Source organism: Streptomyces sp. NPDC051738 (genome assembly GCF_044453205.1).
In the GTDB taxonomy this organism is placed as follows: Bacteria; Actinomycetota; Actinomycetes; order Streptomycetales; family Streptomycetaceae; genus Streptomyces.
Genome location: NZ_JBITCM010000007.1, coordinates 417,481 through 434,656, shown reverse-complemented (window position 1 = coordinate 434,656; position 17,176 = coordinate 417,481). Strand labels below are relative to the sequence as shown.

General features: G+C 68.8%; 14 protein-coding genes. 5 read left to right on the top strand and 9 right to left on the bottom strand.

The genetic code is table 11. The annotated features are described in order from the left end of the window. Complete coding sequence (locus tag ACIA8X_RS19610; protein WP_393442992.1) at positions 1 to 1,452, bottom strand: NCS2 family permease; 1,452 nt, start codon at positions 1,450 to 1,452, stop codon at positions 1 to 3. Between the two features lie 258 nt (positions 1,453 to 1,710). Here ACIA8X_RS19610 and ACIA8X_RS19605 point away from each other — a divergent pair, with 258 nt between their 5' ends. From ACIA8X_RS19605 to ACIA8X_RS19595, 3 genes are all read left to right on the top strand, one after another. Then, positions 1,711 to 2,280: a SigE family RNA polymerase sigma factor gene (locus ACIA8X_RS19605; protein WP_393442990.1), complete on the top strand. Its 570-nt coding sequence runs from the start codon at positions 1,711 to 1,713 to the stop codon at positions 2,278 to 2,280. Continuing rightward, a complete protein-coding gene (locus tag ACIA8X_RS19600; protein WP_393442988.1) occupies positions 2,277 to 3,140 on the top strand; it encodes an anti-sigma factor in 864 nt (287 codons plus the stop codon). The genes ACIA8X_RS19605 and ACIA8X_RS19600 overlap by 4 nt, the downstream gene beginning before the upstream one ends. Before the next feature lie 83 nt (positions 3,141 to 3,223). Next, positions 3,224 to 4,054 (top strand): pectate lyase, encoded by an 831-nt coding sequence (locus ACIA8X_RS19595; protein WP_393442986.1) that lies wholly within the window; start codon positions 3,224 to 3,226, stop codon positions 4,052 to 4,054. Positions 4,055 to 4,307: 253 nt separating this feature from the next. Here the strand turns inward: ACIA8X_RS19595 and ACIA8X_RS19590 are convergent, their stop codons facing one another. Next, complete coding sequence (locus ACIA8X_RS19590) at positions 4,308 to 5,462, bottom strand: right-handed parallel beta-helix repeat-containing protein (RefSeq protein ID WP_399458739.1); 1,155 nt, start codon at positions 5,460 to 5,462, stop codon at positions 4,308 to 4,310. A gap of 204 nt (positions 5,463 to 5,666) precedes the next feature. On the opposite strand from ACIA8X_RS19590, the gene ACIA8X_RS19585 reads away from it, so the two are divergent. Together ACIA8X_RS19585 and ACIA8X_RS19580 are read left to right on the top strand one after the other, a co-directional pair. After that, a complete protein-coding gene (locus ACIA8X_RS19585; protein ID WP_393442982.1) occupies positions 5,667 to 7,865 on the top strand; it encodes a family 43 glycosylhydrolase in 2,199 nt (732 codons plus the stop codon). Positions 7,866 to 8,378: 513 nt separating this feature from the next. Continuing rightward, complete coding sequence (locus ACIA8X_RS19580) at positions 8,379 to 8,945, top strand: ABC transporter ATP-binding protein (protein ID WP_393442980.1); 567 nt, start codon at positions 8,379 to 8,381, stop codon at positions 8,943 to 8,945. A gap of 141 nt (positions 8,946 to 9,086) precedes the next feature. Here the strand turns inward: ACIA8X_RS19580 and ACIA8X_RS19575 are convergent, their stop codons facing one another. The 7 genes from ACIA8X_RS19575 to ACIA8X_RS19545 form a co-directional block, all read right to left on the bottom strand. Continuing rightward, positions 9,087 to 10,202 (bottom strand): chondroitinase-B domain-containing protein, encoded by a 1,116-nt coding sequence (locus ACIA8X_RS19575; protein ID WP_393442978.1) that lies wholly within the window; start codon positions 10,200 to 10,202, stop codon positions 9,087 to 9,089. Between the two features lie 39 nt (positions 10,203 to 10,241). After that, on the bottom strand, positions 10,242 to 11,465 hold the full coding sequence (locus tag ACIA8X_RS19570; protein WP_393442976.1) for a dienelactone hydrolase family protein: 1,224 nt from the start codon (positions 11,463 to 11,465) through the stop codon (positions 10,242 to 10,244). Then, positions 11,452 to 12,726 carry a polysaccharide lyase family 1 protein gene (locus ACIA8X_RS19565; protein ID WP_393442974.1) on the bottom strand — a complete coding sequence of 425 codons (1,275 nt, stop codon included), beginning with the start codon at positions 12,724 to 12,726 and terminating at the stop codon, positions 11,452 to 11,454. Before ACIA8X_RS19565 ends, ACIA8X_RS19570 begins: the two co-directional genes overlap by 14 nt. Beyond that, positions 12,719 to 13,765 carry a pectinesterase family protein gene (locus ACIA8X_RS19560; protein WP_393442973.1) on the bottom strand — a complete coding sequence of 349 codons (1,047 nt, stop codon included), beginning with the start codon at positions 13,763 to 13,765 and terminating at the stop codon, positions 12,719 to 12,721. Before ACIA8X_RS19560 ends, ACIA8X_RS19565 begins: the two co-directional genes overlap by 8 nt. 1 nt (position 13,766) lies before the next feature. Further along, a complete protein-coding gene (locus tag ACIA8X_RS19555; RefSeq protein WP_399458738.1) occupies positions 13,767 to 14,891 on the bottom strand; it encodes a pectinesterase family protein in 1,125 nt (374 codons plus the stop codon). An 89-nt stretch (positions 14,892 to 14,980) separates the two neighbouring features. Beyond that, complete coding sequence (locus ACIA8X_RS19550) at positions 14,981 to 16,309, bottom strand: polysaccharide lyase family 1 protein (protein WP_399458737.1); 1,329 nt, start codon at positions 16,307 to 16,309, stop codon at positions 14,981 to 14,983. Between the two features lie 44 nt (positions 16,310 to 16,353). Next, positions 16,354 to 17,151 (bottom strand): rhamnogalacturonan acetylesterase, encoded by a 798-nt coding sequence (locus tag ACIA8X_RS19545; RefSeq protein WP_399458736.1) that lies wholly within the window; start codon positions 17,149 to 17,151, stop codon positions 16,354 to 16,356. Between the last annotated feature and the right edge of the window lie 25 nt (positions 17,152 to 17,176).

Here is a 17,176-nt window from a genome sequence, read left to right as displayed (position 1 = left end):
TCACTTGACGCCCAGGATCTGCTCGATCGGGTTGATCGCGAAGTACACCAGGAACAGCACCGAGGTCCCCCACATCAGCCAGTGGACCTCCTTCGCCTTCCCGAGCACCGCCTTGATCACGACGTAGGCGACGAACCCGGCCCCGATGCCATTGGTTATCGAGTACGTGAACGGCATGACGGCGATGGTCAGGAATGCCGGGATCGCGATCTCGTACTTGTCCCAGTCGATGTGCTTGACCTGCGTCATCATCAGGAAGCCGACCGCGACGAGCGCAGGCGCCGCCGCCTGGAGCGGAACGATGGTGAGCAGCGGGGTCAGGAACAGGGCCAGGGCGAACAGGCCGCCGGTGACCAGGTTGGAGAAGCCCGTACGCGCGCCCTCGCCGACGCCCGCCGCCGACTCGATGTAGGAGGTTGCGGAGGAAGAGGACGCCGCACCACCGGCCGCCGCCGCGGCGCCGTCGATCAGCAGCACCCGCCCGAGGTTGGGCACCTTGCCCTGCTCGTCGAGGAGGCCGGCCTCGGCGCTGATGCCGACGACCGTGCCCATGGTGTCGAAGAAGTCGGACAGGACCAGGGTGAAGATCAGCAGGACGACGGTGATGGCGGTGGTCTGGCCGAACGCGCCGAACAGGCTGAAGTCGCCGATGAGTCCGAAGTCGGGGGTGTCGACCACCTTGTCGGGCCACGCGGGCGTGGTCAGGCCCCAGACCTTGATGTCGGCGATCGAGTTGATGATCATCGCGAGGACCGTCATGGTCACGATGCTGATCAGGATCGCGCCCTTCACCTTGCGCGCGAGCAGGGCGATCGTCAGCAGAACTCCGAGGCAGAACACCAGGATCGGCCACCCGGTGAGCGTGCCGGTGCCGCCCAGCTGAACCGGCACGGTGGTGTTCGCGGCGTCCGGGATCCGGCTGACGAATCCGGCGTCGACGAAGCCGATGAAGGCGATGAACAGGCCGATGCCCACGCTGATCGCCTGCTTGAGCGGTTGCGGGATGGCGTGCATGACGGCCTCGCGCAGCCCGGTGACCACGAGCACGCAGATCAGCAGGCCTTCGAGGACGACCAGGCCCATCGCGTCGTCCCACGCCATCAGCGGGGCGATCTGGAAGGCGACGACGGCGTTCAGGCCGAGGCCCGCGGCGAGGGCGAGCGGGAGGTTGCCGCCGACGCCCATGATGATCGTCATGACCGCGGCCACCAGGGCGGTGGCGGTGGTGAGTTGGACGGCATCCAACTGGTGGCCGAACTTGTCCTTCGCGCTGCCGAGGATGATGGGATTCAGGACAAGGATGTAGGCCATCGTGAAGAACGTGGCGAGGCCGCCGCGTATCTCACGGGCGAAGGTGGATCCCCGGTCGGAGATCTTGAAGAACCGGTCGACGCTGTTCACGCCTGGTGGCGTGGCACTTGGCCGGTCGGCCACCTTCTGGGATTCGGACATGGCTCTCGCTCCTTGGTGCCTGACGGATCGGTGTGCGGATGCTGGCTGGATTGTTCCCGCGTTGAACGTGTTTCAGGTTTTCTCCGTGTTACGGAATCAGGGCTGCTCACGTGCGACGTACCACACGGCGTTCGAAGCCCCGTACGAACTGAGCATTCGATCACTGCTACGCTTCCGGACCTCGACCGGATGATCGCTAAATGATCGCCGGACGACCACATGTCATTCACATGCCACTCTCAGGGGGAGAGGTCGCCCGTGGGCACAGTCGTCGACGACGCCGCCTCCGTGGAGTTCCACGCCTTCTTCGAGCGCCACTATGCCGAACTCTCGCGCCTGGCTCATCTGTTGACGGGTGAGGCGGACGCGGCGGACGATCTGGCGGCGGACGCGTTGCTGGCGCTCTGGCACCGCTGGGACCGGGTACGCGCGGCCGACCACCCGGTGGCGTACGCGCGCGGCGTCGTGGCCAATCTGGCCCGCACCAAAATCCGCAGCGCGGTCCGGGAGCGGCGGCGGATCGCGCTGTTCTGGTCGCAGCGCGAGGAGAAGACCGAGAACCCGGACGTGGCGGGCGTCGTCGACGTCCAAGAGGCATTGCGTAGACTTCCGTTCCGCAAACGCGCCTGTGTGGTGCTGCGGCACGCCTTCGACCTTTCCGAGAAGGACACCGCGCTCGCCCTGGGCATCTCCGTCGGTACGGTGAAGAGCCAGACCTCGAAGGGGATGGCCGAGCTGCAACGGCTGCTCGGCACCACGGGAGCTCCGCTCAGGGTGCACGCGGCGGCGATGGCCCGCACCGGGAACGCCGCAGGAAGGAACCGATGATGCGGCGGGACGTGCACGACGAACTGCGCTCCCGGCTGCACGAGGCGGCCGAGACGCACCAGCCCAACCGCGAGCGGATCCTGGCCCGCGTCGAGCGGGGCATGGCGGACCCCTCCGGGCAGACCCGCCGCGACCACCGGGCGACCCTGCCGCCGGCCTACGGCTGGTTCCGGGTCGTGACCGCGACGGCCGCGGTGGCCGGTGTCCTCGCGGTCGGCGGTTACGCGGTGGCGTCCGCCGTGAAGGACGACACCCCGCAGCAGACGGTGGCCACGTCGCCGACACCCACCCCGTCCCCGGACGCGACGAGCCGCGCCCCGGTCCCGCCCGCCCCGCCGGCCGACCCGACGCCCGAGGACACCCCGGGCTCCCGCGAGACGGCGAAGCCCCCGGCACAGCCCACCGCCCCGGCCGATCCGCCCGCCGGCGAGGGCGAGGAGGACGGCCCGCTGTGGTCGGACGGCTCGGTGGACCCGCACAGCAACGACTTCTGGGCGCAGAGCAACCTGACCCTCAAGGCGAGCGAGCAACTCACCGCGCTCACCGTTCAGTTGAAGGTCGCCCAGACCGGCGGGGTCACCTCCACCGGCGCCTGGCGCTCACTGCCCGAGGACGACTTCACGTTCACGGTCGAGGAGAAGGACGGCTTCCTCGTCCACACCTGGGTGCTCAAGGAGGGCCGTACGGTCCGCGCGGGCGAGTGGGTGTTCGCGGGGCAGTACGACCATGAGCGCGGCGGCCGGGACGCGCAGCGCGACAGCTATGCGATGACGGCGACGGCGGGCGGCGAACAGCTGTCCGTGGCGGGCGACTTCGCAGGCCGCGATGACAACTCCCCTACAAATGAAGGGGATTCGTAAAAGAATCCCGAGCACGCGGCAACCCTTCCTTCACCTGGGGGCGACCAAGAGTCGCAACGATCCCCCAGGCAAGGAATCGGGTAATGACAGCACGAGCCGAACAGCGCGTCAGCCACCGCCGCAAGGCCACGAGGCGAAGGACGCTGATCGCCGGAGCCTGCGCCCTCGGCATCACCGGTGCGGCGATCGTCACCACGACGCTCATGTCCACCGCCGGTGCCGCGGCGTCCTGGCCGACGCCGAACGGCAGCAAACCGGTGCCGAAGACGATCCCGGTGTCGGGCACGTACGACGGCAAGATGGCGAAGTTCTACGGCACCGGCGATCTGGGCGGCAGCGGCCAGGAGGAGGGCCAGGACCCGATCTTCGAGCTGGCCGACGGCGCGGTGCTGAAGAACGTCGTCATCGGCAGCCCGGCCGCGGACGGCGTCCACTGCAAAGGCTCCTGCACACTGCAGAACGTGTGGTGGCTGGACGTCGGCGAGGACGCCGCCACCTTCAAGGGCAAGTCGTCCTCGGCGGTGTACACGGTGTACGGCGGCGGCGCGAAGAACGCCGACGACAAGGTGCTCCAGTTCAACGGCGCGGGCAAGCTGGTCGTGACCAAGTTCCAGGTGGAGAACTTCGGCAAGCTGGTGCGCAGTTGCGGCAACTGCTCCACGCAGTACAAGCGCTCGATCATCATCAACGACGTGGACGTCACCGCGCCCGGCAAGTCGATCGTCGGCATCAACTCCAACTACGGCGACACGGCCGCGCTGCGCAAGATCCGCATCCACGGCGACAGCGGCAAGAAGGTCAAGACCTGCACCCGCTTCGAGGGCAACAGCAGCGGCAAGGAGCCGAAGGAGCTCGGCACCGGACCGGACGGGACCTCCTGCAAGTTCTCGTCGTCCGACATCGCGTACCAGTGAGTGACGGCCGTCCCCACGGCTCCCACACAACCCTCGACGCGTTCCCTCACCAGAGGTTCCCATCAGGGGGACAACCACGTGTTCACGTTCGACGTCTTAAGTGGTGAGTGAGCAGTGCGTGAGTGAGCCGTGCGTGGCAGACGGCCACCTCTTTGGACCTGCTGGCCTGAGCCCCCCTCGGTCAGCAGAAGAACGCCCCGCCGGTGACGACCGGCGGGGCGTTCTGTTTGCGGGCTCGCAGTTCTCCTGGCCCTCAGTTCATCGTCGAGCCGATGGTGGTCGAGCCGGTGGTGAGGAAAGAGGTAGCCGGCAGCGAGCCGTCCGCCGTGCGGGCGCCGTACGCGGTCGCGGCGTCCGTGGACTTGAAGGACGGGGTCGCCACGCCGCCGTCCCAGTTGTTCGCGGCCGACACGGACGACGACCCCGGCTTGGACAGCCCCTTCTTGTTGCTCACCGCGAGATTGTGGGCGAGGCGCGCCTTGCCGGTGGCGAAGTAGAACCCGGTCTCGGCGTTGGCGTACGCGGTGTTGCGGTTGAGGACGATCGCCCCGGTGTTGGAGTTCTCCGTGAAGCCGTGCAGCGTGTTGTCCCAGGCCGCGTTGTTGTTGACCAGATGAGCCACCGAGGCGCCCCCGCCGCCCAGTTTGAACCCGTTGCCGTTGCCCTCGAAGGCGGAGTCCCCCCAGCGGTTCTCGCCGTTGCCGAAGGCCCAGGTGTGCTCGATGGTGACCGGCGAGGAGAACTGCCAGAGGTCGAGGCCGTCGTCGGAGTTGTTGTAGAGCCGCGCCCCGGTGACCTTGTTCCCCGTCCCGGAGCCGAACTTGATGGCGATCCCGTCGGCGTTCTGGCCGTGCCCGGCGGGGTCGTAGTTGCCGTAACTGTCCAGGTTCTGCACGAGGTTGCCGGTCGTGCCGTCGCCGCGCAGCGTGAACCCGGAGTCGCCGTTGTTCGCGGTGACGAGGCTCTTGAAGACGCCACCCACGGACGATGTGGCGACGAAGCCCTGGGCCGGGGAGTTCTGGAAGGTGAGGTTCTGCACGGTCCAGTAGTCACCGTAGATCCCGGCCAGCCAGGACCCGTCGGGCAGCTTGGCGCCATCGATCCGCACCTTCTCGCCGCCGTACGCCCGCAGCGTGATCCGCGCCGAACTCGTGCCGTTCGCCGTGGACTTGAGGGTGGCGGTCGGCTGGTAGGTGCCGCCGCGCACCTGGATGGTCGTCCCGGCGACGGCGTTCTTGACGGCCGACTCCAGCTGGGCGGTGGTGGACACGGTGACCGTCGTCGAGGCGGCCTCGGCACCGCCGCCCGAGAGGCCGAGGTAGACGCCGCCCGCCCCCGCGGAGACGGCCACCGCGGCGGCGATCGAGAGGGTGCGTGTCCTGCGGTGGCGACCGGTGCTGAAACGCACGGGGCGTTCCTTTCCTGGGGGATGAGAGATGCCCTGCAGTGGTCACCGCGCCCCGGGGAGGTTGCCGCACCTCAGCGAAATCGACCGAAACTTTCGCTGCCCGTCATCCCGCACTCACCGATTGACGTGCTGTTTCCCGCTGGCAACACTCCGAGGGCGCGCACACCGACCAACAGAAACCCCCACGCCCCCACAAGGAGTGACATGCGTCCCCGCACCCTCCTCCTCGCCTGTCTCTCTCTCCTGCTCGCCCTCCTCACCGCCCCGCCCGGCACCGCCCAGTCAGGAGCACCACCCGTGAAGCAGCCCCGGTACGCCGGCTACCTCTTCGCCTACTTCACCGGCGAGGGCACCGCCGACGGCGAGCAGATCCGCTACGCCCTCAGCCGCGGCAACGACCCGCTGCACTGGCGCGAGCTGAACGCCGGGAAGCCGGTCCTGTCCTCCACGATCGGCGAGAAGGGCCTGCGCGACCCGTTCGTGATCCGCTCCCCCGAGGGCGACAAGTTCTACATGATCGCCACCGATCTGCGGATGTACCAGAACAGCAGCGGCAGTTGGGACCAGGTCCAGCGGCACGGCAGCAAGTCGATCATGGTGTGGGAGTCCACCGACCTGGTCCACTGGACCGACCAGCGCCTGGTGAAGGTGTCCCCCGACAACGCGGGCAACACCTGGGCGCCGGAGGCCTACTGGGACGACACCCTCGGCGAGTTCGTCGTCTTCTGGGCGTCGAAGCTCTACGCGGCCGACGACCCCGACCACACCGGATCGACCTACAACAAGATGCTGTACGCGACCACGAAGGACTTCCGCACCTTCAGCGAGCCGAAGGTCTGGGACGACCCCGGCTACTCGGTGATCGACTCGACGGTCGTGCAGCATCAGGGCACCTACTACCGCTACACCAAGGACGAACGGGACCCCGGTTCCGCCGGCCCCTGCTCGAAGTTCATCACCGCGGAGAAGTCGACGAGCCTGACCGACACGTCGTACGACTTCGTGGCCGACTGCATCGGCAGCGGTGCGATGGAGCGCGGTGAGGGCCCGACGGTGTTCAAGTCGAACACCGAGGAGAAGTGGTACCTGTTCATCGACGAGTACGGCGGCCGCGGCTACGTCCCCTTCGAGACGACCGACCTCGACTCGGGCAAGTGGACCCCGTCGCAGAACTACCAACTGCCCGCAAGTCCCCGGCACGGCACGGTGATTCCGGTGACGCAGGCGGAGTACGACCGGCTGCTGGCCGCGTATCCCGCGAGCCCCGCCTCGGTGATGGACGCGACGGTGAAGGACCAGAAGGGGTACGCGATCGTCACCGAGAGCGCCTCGAAGGTGGTCCTGCCGATGCGGCCGGACGCGGATCTCGCGCACCTGGCCCCCGAACTGTGGGTCGGTGAGGGTGCGAAGGTCAGCCCCCGCTCGGGCACCCGGCGCGACTTCCGCAAGCCGCAGAGGTACACGGTGACGGCGCCCGACGGCACCACCCGCACCTGGACGGTAGAGGCGGCCCGCACCGGAAGCCCCGTCCTGCCCGGCCTCAACGCCGACCCGGACGTGCACTACCTGAACGGCGAGTACTGGATCTACCCGACGACGGACGGCTTCCAGGGCTGGAGCGGCACACGGTTCAAGGCGTACTCGTCGAAGGACCTGGTCCACTGGAAGGACCACGGCGTCATCCTCGACCTCGGGCCGGACGTGTCGTGGGCGGACAAGTACGCCTGGGCGCCGGCGATCGCCGAACGCGACGGCAAGTACTACTTCTACTTCTGCGCCGAGCAGCAGATCGGCGTTGCCGTGGCCGACTCCCCCGCCGGCCCCTTCAAGGACGCGCTGGGCAAGCCGCTGGTCGCCAAGGGCGGTTCACTGAAGGGCCAGATGATCGACCCGGCGGTGTACACGGACGACGACGGGACGTCCTATCTCTACTGGGGCAACGGGCACGGGTACGTGGTTCCGCTGAACGACGACATGGTGTCGTACGACGCCTCGGCGGTTCGGGACATCACGCCGGACAACTTCCGCGAGGGCTCCTTCGTGATCAAGCGGAAGGGCACGTACTACTTCATGTGGTCGGAGGACGACACCCGCAGCGAGAACTACCACGTGGCGTACGCGACCGGCCCGTCCCCCCTCGGCCCCTGGACCAAGCGCGGCACGATCCTGCAGAAGCGCCCCGAGTACGGCATCCTCGCCACCGGCCACCACTCGGTGGTGAACACGCCCGGCACGGACGACTGGTACATCGTCTACCACCGCTTCGCCCTGAACGGCCCCGGAAAGGCGGGCGGCGACGGCATGCACCGGGAGACCACCATCGACCGCATGGAGTTCGCGGCCGACGGCACGATCAAGCCGGTGGTGCCGACGTTGGAGGGGATCAAGCCTGTGCGGCGGTGAGCCCTGATGCGAAAACCGGGACCAGCTTGATCAAATTCTCAATCAGCCTGTTCCCGCTTCGTGTTAGCGTTCCCAGCGCCCGATGATCAAGGTTTGACGTCGGGAAAAGCGGGAGGAAAACAGGGAAGGGCATCCCCACGCTGAACAGCGGGGGCGTCCAGTTCAAGGACGCCAAGTACAAGTTCGAGCCTTCGCACACCAACAAGGGTGCCTTCCACTGGAAGGGCACAAGCTGAACTACGACGGTGCCGCGCTGCACACCGATGACGCGTCGATACGGGCCTGCCGTGACCGGGGTTCGCTCCACTCGGACGACTACTCGGTGACGAAGAGCTACCACCGCTAGATAAGACTGACGGGTCACACCGCCAGTCGTGCAACAACCCTTGGGCCCCGGTCTGACCGCCGGGGCCCTCCGGCTCCCCGGGGGACACGATCAGTACCAGTACGTCAGACACGTCACACATCCTCTCCGCGAGCGGAGTCGAGTTCTCCTACGGCTCCACACCGGCCGTGCGCGACGCGCATCTCGCGCTTGCGCGGGGTGAGGTCGCGGCGATCACCGGGGCGAGTGGTTCCGGCAAGTCCTCGCTGCTCTACTGCTTGGCGGGAGTGCTTCCTCCGTCCCGAGGCCGGATCAGTTTCGAGGGGCAGCCCTACGCCGACCTGGACGACGAGGAGATCAGCGCCCTGCGCCGGGAGCGGTTCGGGTTCGTCTTCCAGTACGGCGAGTTGCTGCCCGAGCTGACCATCGAGGAGAACACCGCCCTGCCACTGCGCCTCGCCGGTCAGCGCAAGCGCCCCGCGCTCAACGCCGCCGCCGAGGTACTCGACCGTCTTGGCATCGGCGAGCTGCGCGAGCGGCGGCCGTCCCAGGTGTCCGGCGGGCAGAACCAGCGCGTCGCCGTCGCGCGGGCCCTGGTGCACAAGCCCGCTGTCGTGTTCGCGGACGAGCCGACCGGCGCCCTCGACAGTGCCAACGCCGGTGCCGTTCTCCAGGAGTTCCTGGATCTGGCGCGCTCGCAGGGCACCGCCGTGCTGCTGGTCACCCACGATCAGACGGTGGCCGCGCAGCCATAGCGATCGCGGGCACCCTCCCCCTGGTCGGCCGCCGCATCGACCCCGAACTGATCCGCCGGGACTGACGGGTCGTACACGACTGCCCCAGGAAGCGGGCCGGAGGACGTGATCCTCCGGCCCGCTTCGTCTGTCACCGACAGCTCAGTCCATCGTCGCCCCGATGGTCGAACTCCCCGTCGTCAGAAACGTCGTCGCCGGCAGAGTCCCACTCGAACTGCGCGCGTTGTACGTACTCGACGCATCCGTCGACCGAAACGCGGGGGTCGATATCCCGGAGTCCCAGTTGTTACCGGCTGAGACCACCGACGAGCCCTTGTTCACCTGGCCGCCGCCGTTGCTCACGGCGAGGTTCTTGCCGAGGCGGGCCGCGCCGGTGGCGAAGTAGTAGCCCCACTTGGCGTTGGCGTAGGCGGTGGTGCGGTTGATGACGATGGCGCCCTTGTTGCTGTTCTCGGTGAAGCCGTTGCCGGCGTTGTCCCAGGCTGCCGAGTTGTTGATGACGTGGGCCACGGTCTCGCCGTCGCCGCCCAGCTTGTAGCCGTTGCCGTCGCCCGCGAACGCGGAGTCGGACCAGCGGTTCTTGCCGTTGCCCATGGCCCAGGTGTGCTCGACGGTGACGGGCGAGGAGAAGGACCAGAAGTCCAGACCGTCGTCGGAGTTGTTGTAGAGGCGGGCCCCGGTGATGAGGTTGCCGGTGCCGGAGCCGAACTTCACGGCGATGCCGTCGGCGTTCTCGCCGTGGCCCGCCGCGTCGTAGTGGCCGTAGGAGTCGATGTTGCGGACCGTGTTGTTGACGGTGCCATCCCCGGTGAGCGTGAAGCCGGAGTCGCCGCCGTTGATGGTCTTGATGTTGTTCCAGTTGGTGCCGGTGCAGGACTGGCAGACGACCGCGCTGTCCGGGGAGTTCTGGAAGGTGATGTTGGAGACGTTCCAGTAGTCGGCGGTCAGCTTGAAGATCCAGGAGCCGGAGGGCAGCGACGACCCGGCGATCTTCACGGTCTCCGAGCCGTACGCGGTGAGCGTGATCGGCGACGACGAGCTGCCGTTGGCCGTGGACTGGAGCGTGGCCGTCGGGTAGTAGGTGCCGCCGCGGACCTGGATGACGGTGCCGGCGGTGGCGTTCTTGATGGCGTTGGACAGGTCGGTCGAGTTGCTGACGACCACGGTCGCGGCCTGGGCCTGGGTGGGGAGGACGGCCAGGCCGGTGCCCAGGGTCAGGGCTGCCAGGGCGGTGAGAGCGGTACGACGACGAGACATGGGGAGCGGTTCCTCTCTCGTGCGGGTGGGGGGGATGGTTCACAGGACGGAATGGAGCCCGACCGTGTCCAGCCAGTCGAAGGCCTCGTCCTGCATGGGAGCGGTGAAGACATGGCCGAGGTCCGGCCAGGTCTCCAGCCGCAGCCGCTCCTCGGCGTGGCAGGAACGCCAGACGGCGCGCAGCTTGGTGTGGGCCACGCGGACGCCGTCGGCGGGGAACAGCGGATCGAGGCCGCCGTTCAGGAAGAACATCGGCCTGGGGGCGGCGATGCTCGCCACGTCGGGGAAGTCCAGATGCCGGGCGAGCCCGGGATGGAGCATGTAGTACGACGACTGCCCGCGCAGGGTGTTGTTGCCGGGCACCATCATTTCCTTCAGGCCGGTCATCCAGCCGACGCTCACCGCTGCGGCGATGTCGTCGCTGAGCGCGGCCGTCTGCCAGGCGCGGTAGGCGCCCATCGAGAACCCGACGGCCGCGACCCGGCGTGCGTCCACGCGGTCGAGGCCCGCCAGGAAACCGGCGGCTCGGGCGTCCTCGCGGGCCATGAGTCCGGCGAGTGAGGAGCCGAGGTTGTAGAAGTTGGAGGCGAGGGCCTGTTGCTGGTCGTAGGCGAGCGGGCCGCGGTCGGCCCAGCCGAGGGCGTCCAGGCAGAGGACGACGTAGCCGCGCCGGGCGAGTTCGTCGCCCACGAAGCGTCCGCTGAAGTACTTGTCCGCCCAGGTCTGCGCCGAGGCGAGCCGCGTGTCGTCGTACCAGGGGCGGACCAGCTTCTCCTTCCCGATGTCGAACTTGGCACCGTGGTCGTGGAGCAGCAGTACGGCGGGGAAGGGGCCGGTGCCGCCGTGCGGGGTGAGCAGGACACCGCGGACGCGTTCGTACGGGGTGAGGGCGAGGGTCACCAACTCCCTTCCGTATCCGTCTCCTTGGGGACCTTCCGTGAATTCGGGCGCGTACGGCGTCCGGTCCTGGCGTGGCACGAGGAGGTGCTCCTCGACCTTGGCGCGGGCGGCTCGGCGCCAGGCGCGGATGTCGCGGATCGGGGACCGTCCCCAGGCGAGCGGGAAGGTGAGCCCGTCCTTGAGGGCGGGGTGGAAGTCGGGCAGCGGCCCCTCCACCACGGCAGCCTCCACCACGGCAGTCTCCGCCGCACCAGCCTCCACCACGGCCGCCTCCGCCCCGCTCGCCGTTCCTCCGCCGAACAGCGCCGCCGCCCCGGCCCCGACCACGAAAGCCCGGCGTCCCACGGCGTCATGGCCGCTCATAGGGCCTCCCGGTGCCAGCGTGCCGGACGACGTACTCCTCGACCGCCGACGCGGACGTGAGGGGCCGGTAGTCATAGACGTCGGCGGGGTCCCAGCCGACGTCGCCGGTGAGGCCGAGACCGCTCGCGACCGCGTTCAGGCGCGCGGGACGGCCGTTGAACCACGACCCGGTGTCCTGGAACCGGTCGCCGCCGTAGTCCGCGACCGCGAGTGCGGGGGCGCCCTGCCGGTACCGGAACACGTTGCGCTCGGAGAAGATCGCGGACTCCACGCCGACACCGAGGGCGTAGACGGTCCCGTCAGCCCATCCCCGGTACACGTTGTTGACGACGTGCACCTGCCCGAAGCGGACGCGCGGGGCGCGCTGCGCGATGTCGGTGAAGAGGTTCCGCAGGAACGTCACCTTCAGGTGTCCCCGGTCCCGGTCCCCGCGCCCGTCGCCGGACCCGACGAGGATCGCCTTGTCGTGGTCGGCGAAGCGGCTGTCGGAGACGGTGAGGAAGTCGGAGCCGTCCTCGATGTCCAGCAGCCCGTCGTGCCGCCCGACCCGCTCGCCGTGGAAGCCGAGGGGGGCCTCGCGGTCGGGGAAGCGGCCGTCGGTGAAGGTGCAGTGGTCGATCCAGATGTTCCTGCCGGTGATGACGGTCATCGCGTCGAAGCGGGCGTTCCAGCTGCCCTGCGCTCCGTCGCCCGGCGACCAGGTGGTGAAGTAGTCGACGGGCGCTTCCAGATGCAGGTTCCGTACGACGATGTTCGTGCCGGTGTTGACCGTCAGGAACACCCCGAGGAGCCGTGCGTCCTCCCCGGCACCGACGAGCGTGGTGTTGCTCGGCACGGTCAGCTGGATCTGCGCCTTCTCCTTCGCCGACCCGGCCTGCCGGAGCTGACGCTGCTGCCTGCAGTGGTCGTAGCGGGTGTCGGACCACTCGGCGCCGTCCTCGCCGAAGCAGGACATGTACTTGGCGAGGTCGTATCCGGGCGCGTAGTCCTGCTCGCCGAGCAGCGAACCGTCGTCCGCCTCATGCCCGTTTATGTCGCCGACGACCCGGATCACCTTGGGTGCGCCGGAGTCGCCGCGGTTGGCGAGGGCCTCCTTGAGCTCGGCGCGGGTACGTACGGTCCAGCTCGTGCCGCCCGCGCCGCCGGTGGTGCCGGTGCCGGTGGCGGCCCAGCCGACGGGTTCCCGGACGGGGGCCGCCGAGGCGGCGGGAGCGGGCCACAGCAGGCCCACGCAGACGAGGAGGGCGGCCACGCTACGCATAGGGCCGCCAGTCCCGCAGATACGCCTTCCTCGTATGCAACTCGGCTTCCGCAACATCGAGTTGAGGCCGGTTCTCCGGCACCGTGATCACCGCACCCGGCCCGCTGTTGCGGTACTCCCCGAACCGCATGGTCTGCCAGGGATACTGCTCCCGCATGTTCGTGTACGGCGCCACCACGTCGATCCCGGGCCCGATCCGGGTGTCCCGTACGACGAGCGACGGCCAGGCGGTCGTCTCGTAGGACGGCACCCAGGGCCGGGCCAGCTTGTACGCCCCGTCCTCGGCGCCGGAGGTGATGCGGGAGCGGACGGCGAGGATGCCGTACGGGTTGGCACGGGCGGTGGACGGGGCGAAGACCATGCCCTTGGGGGTGAAGTCCACGTCCCGTCGCAGCGTGCGGAAGTGACACTCCTCGAAGACGGCTGTCGCCCGCCCGAAGACGAAGTCGACGTCGCCCTCGATGTAGCAGTGCCGGAAGTACTGCCGGTCGAAGGCGTCGAGCGCGGTCGTGTCGACGAAGAGGGTGTCCTGGTGGGCGAGGAAGCGGACGTGTCCGAAGGACGACCGGTCGCCGGTGACGTACGCCGCCACCGCCTGGGTGCCGGTGATGTCCGGGTGGTCGGCGCGCAGCCAGTCGTTGGCGAGGGTGAGGTCGCGGACGGTGAGGCCGGGGGCGGCCGAGGTGAAGGTGGCGGAGCCCGCGGTGCCGTAGGTGCCCGACCCGTCGGGCTTCTGGGTGCCGTTGGCGTTGTCGTGGACGATGACGGCGTCGCGCGGGTTCCCGGTGGCGCCGCGCAGCGTCAACTCGGCCGTCTCCACAGGGACGTTCACCACTTCGCGATACGTCCCAGGGTGCACGACGATCGTCCAGCCGGGCCCGTCCACCGCGTCCACGGCCGCCTGCACGGAGTCACCGGGCCGGACGTGCAGCACCCGGCGGCCGGTGCCCCCGGCGAATGCGGGGGATCCGACCGCGACCAGTCCCCCGGAGACCCCGGCGATCCCGGCCATCCCCGCAAGGAGAGTCCGCCTGCGCATCTCAGCGACCCCCCTTCCACGGCGTCCAGTCGCCGAGGTACGCCTCGCGGGTCGCCGACTCGGCCTGTACGGCGGTGAGTTGGGGCCGGTTCTCCGGGACGGTGATCTCCGCTCCCGGCCCGGTGTTGCGGTACTCGGCGAACCGCTGCTCCTGCCAGGGGAAGGAGGACGACATGTCGGTGTAGGGCGCGACCGCGTCGATGCCGGGGCCGACGTGGGTGTCGCGGACGGTGAGGGAGGGGTGGGCGGTGGGGTCGGAGCTGGGCACCCAGGGGCGGGCCAGCTTGTAGTGGGCGTCCGGGGCCTCGCTGGTGATGCGACTTTGGGTGACCAGGTAGCCGCGCGGGTTGGCACCGGCCGTCGAGGGTGCGAAGACGAAGCCGTACGGGGCCGAGGAGAGGTCGGTCCGGGTCAGGGTCCGGAAGTGGCAGTGCTCGTACACGGCCGTGGCCCGCCCGAAGACGAAGTCGACGTCGCCCTCCGCGTAGCAGTGCGCGAAGTACTGGCGGGCGAAGACACCGAGTGCCATGGAGTCGGCGTACAGGGTGTCCTGGTGGCCGAGGAAGTGGCAGTGGTGGAAGGCCGACCGGTCGCCCTGCACCTTGATGGCGACGGCCTGGGTGCCGGTGATGTCGGGGTGGTCGGCGCGCAGCCAGTCGTTGGCGAAGGTGAGGTCGCGGGCGGTGAAGCCGTCGGCCTGGACGAGCGTGGTGGCGGAACCGGTGGTGCCGTAGGTGCCGCCGCCGGGCTTGGAGGTGCCGGCGGCGTTGTCGTAGACGATGACGACGTCACGCGGGTCCCCACTGGCGCCGAGCCAGGTCATCTCCGTACGGGTCACGTCGACGGCGACCGTCTCGCGGTACGTCCCCGGCGCGATGACCAGCGTCCAGCCGCTGCCGGTCGCGGCGGTCACGGCGGCCTGGACGGTGGTGAAGTCGCCCTGGCCGGACGGGTCGACGTAGCGGGTCTGCGGGGTCAGGCGGGCGGCCGGTGAACCGTACCGGCCGAAGGGGCAGGGGCGGGCGGCGGCTCGCGCGGGGAACGGCGCGAGGGCGAGTGCGGTGCCGGCGCTCGCGGTGAGGAATCCCCTTCTGGACAGGGGCGGTCGGAGGTGGGGCGAGGGCATGCGGGTGCTCCTTCGCGGGGCGGCTCGTGCTGGGGGTTGCCGGGGAGGGGCGGCCGAGCCTGCTGTGCGCCCCTCCCCCGTTGAGTGCGTCAGCCCAGACGGCCGGCGCCCGCACAGCGGTTGACGATGCCCGGCACGGCCTTGGGGTTGTCGACCTTGGTCCGCAGCGTCGGTGTCCACCCGGCACCGGACTGGAGGGTCTCCGCCGGGATCTCGGCGTTGTGGACGGCGATGAGATCCGTCAGCTTCCCGTTGACGTAGTTGTTCTCGGCGGTCAGCGGGGACTCGTTCCACTTCTTCAGCACCTTGCCGACGCTCGCGCCGGCCGGCAGCGAGATCGCGTTGTCGGTGGCGTGGAGCTGCGAGGAGATGCCGACACCGAAGAGGTAGTAGTCGTCCTTCTGCTCCTCGGTCACCACGTAGTGGTTGTTGTAGACGTCGACCTGGCCGAACCGCACGCGCGGGGAGCGCTGGAGGATCCCGTCGAAGCGGTTGTGGTGCATCGTGACCTTGAGCTTGCCCCCGTCGGTGGAGGCGAGGCCGTCGCCGTTGCCGATCAGCATGTTCTTGTCGTGGTTCTCGAAGCGGTTCCAGGACACGGTCACGTAGTTGGAGCCGCGCACGATGTCCGTCAGACCGTCATGCTGCTGGAAGACCTTGCCGAAGTAGACCGGCCGCTCACTGTCGGGGTAGCGCCCGTCGGTGAACGTGTTGTGGTCGACCCACACATGGTCGGTGCCGTAGACGACCACGGCGTCGTACTCGGAGTTCCAGTTGCCGGTCTTGTTGTCGTCGGTCGGGTCCCACTTGGGGAAGCAGTCGAGCGGGGCCTCGATGGTGAGGTTGCGCATGATGACGTTCGAGACGCCCTTGATCTGCAGGCTGCCGCCGAGGATGCCGGAGTTCTTGCCGACGCCGACGATGGTGGTGTTGCTGGGGATGTTGGCCTTGATCTCCGTGTCCTGGTTGGCGGCGGAGGCGACCCGCGCGTCCTCCTGCGGGCCGCTGGCGACCTCGTCGTTGCCCCAGACGGCCGGGTCGTAGTCCTTGAGGTACTGCTGGAGGTCGTAGCCGCCGGTGACGAAGGCGTCGCAGCCCTCGGAGACGGCGTCGATCATGCCGTCGACCTTGATGACCTTCGGCGCGTCACCGCCGGCCTTCAGCGCGGCCTTGAACTCGGCCCAGGTGGTGACGGTGTAGACGTGCTCGGCGTCGGCCGCCGAACCGCCGGTCGTCCCCGCCCCCTCCGAGCCCCAGCCGTCCCCCGCGCCGAGAACCTGCCGGCCGAGGTCACGGGACCCGGCCTGCGCTCCGGTGCCGGTGAGCCCGAGGACGAGCGCGGTGCAGCCGATCAGAACGGCGGCCTTCTTCGCGACATGCCCTTTTGTGGCATGCCCATGCCATGTCTGTGTGTGCATTGTGCGGCTCTCTCTTCTGCGATCTGGGGGTGGTTGGTGAAGTGTTAAGCGGCGGAGCCTTCCGGCCAGGTGATCCGGGACTCCGAGATCTCCTCGCCGAGCCGACGCACGTCCTGCGGACCGAGCACCCGCGTACGCAGCAACTCCCGCGCCACGAGACGCGCCACGGCGATCGCGCCGGGCGGGTTGAAGTGCGTGTTGTCCTGCTCTGCGGCGGTCCAGTTGAAGTACTTCTTCGTCTCCTCGACCCCGAGCCGCTGCCACAACGCGAGCGACAGCGCCTGGATGTCGAGCAACGCCACACGCTCCTCCTGAGCGAGCGCACGCATCGCCGCCGGATAGTCGCCGTGGGTCGGCACGGCGTTGCCGTCGGCGTCGAACCGCCGCCGCTCGACGGCCGTCGCCAGCACCGGCCGCGCACCCCGGGCCCGCGCGCCGTCGATGTACAGCCGCAGATAGTCCTGATACGTCGTCCAGGGCTCGGTGTACCGAGCGGGATCGGTGACCTTCTCGTCATTGTGCGCGAACTGGATCAGCAGGAAGTCGCCGGGCCGGATGGCGGCAAGAATGACTTCCAACCGCCCTTCATCGACAAAGCTCTTTGAACTGCGCCCGTTCACAGCGTGATTGGAAACGAGCCGGTCCTTGTGCAGAAAGAAGGGGAGCGCCATGCCCCACCCGGTTTCGGGCGCGGCGTCAGCGTATTTCTGGGCGGCCGTGGAATCACCGGCGATGTAGAGAGTGCGATGACGCGGGCTGGCCTGGGCGGTACCGGCGACCGCGGCACCGAGGGGAACGGCGGCGAGAGCCGCCACGGTGACCTGTCTACGGGTGAGAGACACAAGGAGTCCCTTTCAGGCAAGGGGA